This window comes from Corynebacterium sp. UMB10321 (assembly GCF_030228725.1).
Taxonomy (GTDB): Bacteria; Actinomycetota; Actinomycetes; order Mycobacteriales; family Mycobacteriaceae; genus Corynebacterium; species Corynebacterium pseudogenitalium.
The window spans coordinates 1-2,996 of the sequence record NZ_JASOZC010000022.1; the positions used below are offsets into that span (position 1 = coordinate 1).

Consider the following 2,996-nt stretch of genomic DNA (forward strand, 5'->3'; position numbering starts at 1 on the left):
GTATTTTCCTCAAAACTAGCTCCCGCCAAAACCTGTAAAGACTTGCGAGGGTCGTCTAGAAATAAACGTTTCACATATGCCAGGTAGATACGGGGCGAAGGAATCACCCGGGAATCACTATTAACCATGCTCGGGATTTTACTCCCCACGACACGCCTGAGGTCGCTATATAAACGAACGTGAAACACGCTCCTCACCCCCCAAAAACCACTCAAAGCGTGGGATTCAAAGCGCGCCATGGTCGTGGTGCACCGGTTGTATCCGTTAGTGTCGGATCTGGTGGACACGTTGGCGTGAGATGCCAAAGCGCTTGGCGACGCTGGTAGGTGTGCCGCCTTGGTCTCTGACGGCTCTGACGATGGCGAGATTACGGTTGGGACTGTTCATAGCGTCAAACATGTCCCGACTCACCAGTCAAGCGTCACCGACACGGCTGAGGTAACCCTAAGTGTCAACAATGACGCGACTCACCTGTCAAGGATCACAACGCCTTCCGCAGGCACACCCCGTCAAATATGTCGTGACCTCAGGCACCCTTAGCTCCACAATTCGATAAAACCCCTGGTCGTGATTGGCCAGGGGTTTTGCTGTATCTGCCCTGGTAGGTGCACTATTCCTTTGTTGCCACACGTTGCCATGTGTTGCCGTGGTATGAAGTCTCGTTCGACGCTGTACGGGCGCATTGGCCGAGATGATTACGGGTCAGAGCGCTGTGGCCCGCGCGTGAGGTGGGGTTGTCTGCTCACCAGCTTACCGCGACGCGCGGACATTTGGCACAGTCTTTTTGCCGCTTGCGTATGCTGCGTGCGCGCACGTGGCTATCCGCGGCTGTGATATCGACGGCTGCGCCGCATTCCGTGTCGCCAGGTAAGGCCCCCGCGCAGGTTTAGCCTTGGTACGAGACGCTGACCCTGGCAGCTGACGTCGAGACCGACGAGGGGCATGGAAGTCTCGACAGCCCATGCCTTTGGGTGCAGAAACTGTCTCGGTCGGCAAAGTCCAGAGGTATGTGCGGTGATGTGCGCCCTATTCCGCAGCACCTCCTGCGACGCGCAGGCGGCGCTGCTCATTTGCGGTGAAGGTCTGCTCAGCAAGTGACTCACCGGCGCCCCCTTGCAGGTGGACGACGACGTCGAGACCGAGCTCTTCGAGTTCTTCGACGTCCTCGCGGTACATGGCGACAGTACTGATCGTGCACTCATCAGCGTTGATGCGGGAAGCGTAAATTTGCTTTACTGATTCCAGGTTGGCGTGTTGGGCCGGCATGGCGAGCATGATCATGTCGATCTGGTGGCTGTCTTTGACGCGTTCCCAGAAGTCGACGTCCGTAGCGTCTCCTTCTACCACGTTGTAGCCACGTTCCTGCAGGTGGCGGACGCGAGCTGTGTCGTGCTCCACGCCAAGGACCCGCACACCGTAGACCTCAGTTAGCTCGGTGTAGCAGGCGATGCCGAGGCGGCCAACGCCCAGGACGAGTGCGTGGGCGTCGCCAAGCTCGATGGGGCGATCCCCCGGATGGATTTTGTGCGGCGGGCGTGTGGGTAAACGCTTGGCCAAGCGGGTGGTGCGCGAAACGCTCTGTGGGTTAAGAATTGCCGAGATGACGAAGCTGAGCGAGACGGCAAGCACCAGGGAAAGCATCCACCGTTGATTCAACCAGCCATCTTTGACACCAAGTGCGGCGATGATCAGGGCAAACTCTGAGTAATTGGAAAGCAAGAGCGCCGCAAGCACCGAGGTGCGGTTGCGTAGGCCCAGGCCCCAGAGGATTGCCCAGTAGGCGACGGCTTGCAAGGGCAGGAGTAGGAGAAGTAATCCAGCGTCGAGCATGTTTTGCCAGTTCGGCAGCCCGAGGAAGCCAATGTTGACGAAGAATCCGACAAGCAGCAGCTCTTTCAGTGTGAACAGTGAGTGGCTGAGTTGCTCAGCCCCCGAAGAACGGGAGAGCACGACGCCCATGATGAGGGCGCCGAGGCTGCCGGAAAGACCGACCCACTCAAAAAGGGCGTAGCCGGGCAGCAGAGCCATGACGATCCCGAAAAGCGCCCCCAATTCGCCGTGGCCAAGCTTGTACCAGCGACGCGTGATCAAAGCGAGCAGCGGCACGATAACGACGAGCCCCAGGGCCGCCAAGCGCGGTGGTTCGCCGCGCAGGATGCTCATGAAGGCGACGGCGAGAATGTCCTGCATAATCAGCACGCCCACGCAGATATTGCCGTAGAGCGCCTGCTCATCGCCGCGGTCCTGCAAGATTTTGATCACGACGATGGTGCTAGAAAAGCTCAAGACCAGGGCGACGTTGACGGCAATCGAGAAGGACGCGGGACCGAAAGCGCCGAGCGCGCCGAGTGCGGTGATGAATCCCGCGCCAACAATCGTCATGACCAAGGCGTGGGCTCCGGCGGTGAGCCACACGGCCTTATCCGTCAATGCGCGCAAATCCAGGCGCAGGCCAATGGCGAAGAGCATGAGGGTGACGCCGATGTCGGCGAAGAGATCGAGAGCCTCGACGTGAGCGACGCCGCTGGCGTTGAGGATGAACCCGGCCGCCAGAAACCCGATAAGTGGTGGGAGGCGGACAGCCCATGCGATCAGCCCGCAGCCAAACACGACAGCAAGGTAGGTCAACAGCAGTTCCATACAGAGCAGTCTGCCTTATGTAGGGTTAAGCGACAAAATGTGTGCTTTTGAAACGTCCTGGGTTTGGTTCCGCTTCTTTTACGGCCCTGTGTTGATGGGCTCGGTGAGATAGTACTCGGTTTCTACTTCTTGTGGGGTGGCGTAGTCCAACGCCTCGTGAAGACGTTTGGTGTTCCACCAGTGCACCCACCGCAGGGTGGCTAGCTCGACTTCTCCTACTGATGTCCACGGGCCTTGAGGATGGATAAATTCAGCCACACCGGTACCAAGTACACGGAATGTTATGTGTCACTACCTTTTGCACGCTTAAAGTCATGACAGTGTGCACGCTTAAGGTCATGACATTGTTTACACCT

The 2,996-nt window shown here is 58.2% G+C and carries 1 protein-coding gene and 2 pseudogenes; all 3 read right to left on the minus strand.

What is annotated here, in order from left to right:
• Positions 1 to 273: 273 nt before the first annotated feature.
• A pseudogene (locus QP752_RS11395) lies at positions 274 to 387 on the minus strand (hypothetical protein); the annotation flags it as partial.
• 639 nt (positions 388 to 1,026) lie between these two features.
• The gene (locus QP752_RS11145; RefSeq protein WP_284805528.1) at positions 1,027 to 2,640 is read right to left on the minus strand and encodes a cation:proton antiporter family protein; all 1,614 of its coding nucleotides are present in this window, start codon (positions 2,638 to 2,640) and stop codon (positions 1,027 to 1,029) included.
• 78 nt (positions 2,641 to 2,718) lie between these two features.
• Positions 2,719 to 2,895, minus strand: a pseudogene (locus QP752_RS11150) (integrase core domain-containing protein); the annotation flags it as partial.
• Positions 2,896 to 2,996: the final 101 nt, after the last annotated feature.

Coding starts and splice junctions, on each gene's coding strand:
- QP752_RS11145 (WP_284805528.1), bottom strand. CDS start 2,640: ATGGAACTGCTGTTGACCTACCTTGCTGTCGTGTTTGGCTGCGGGCTG.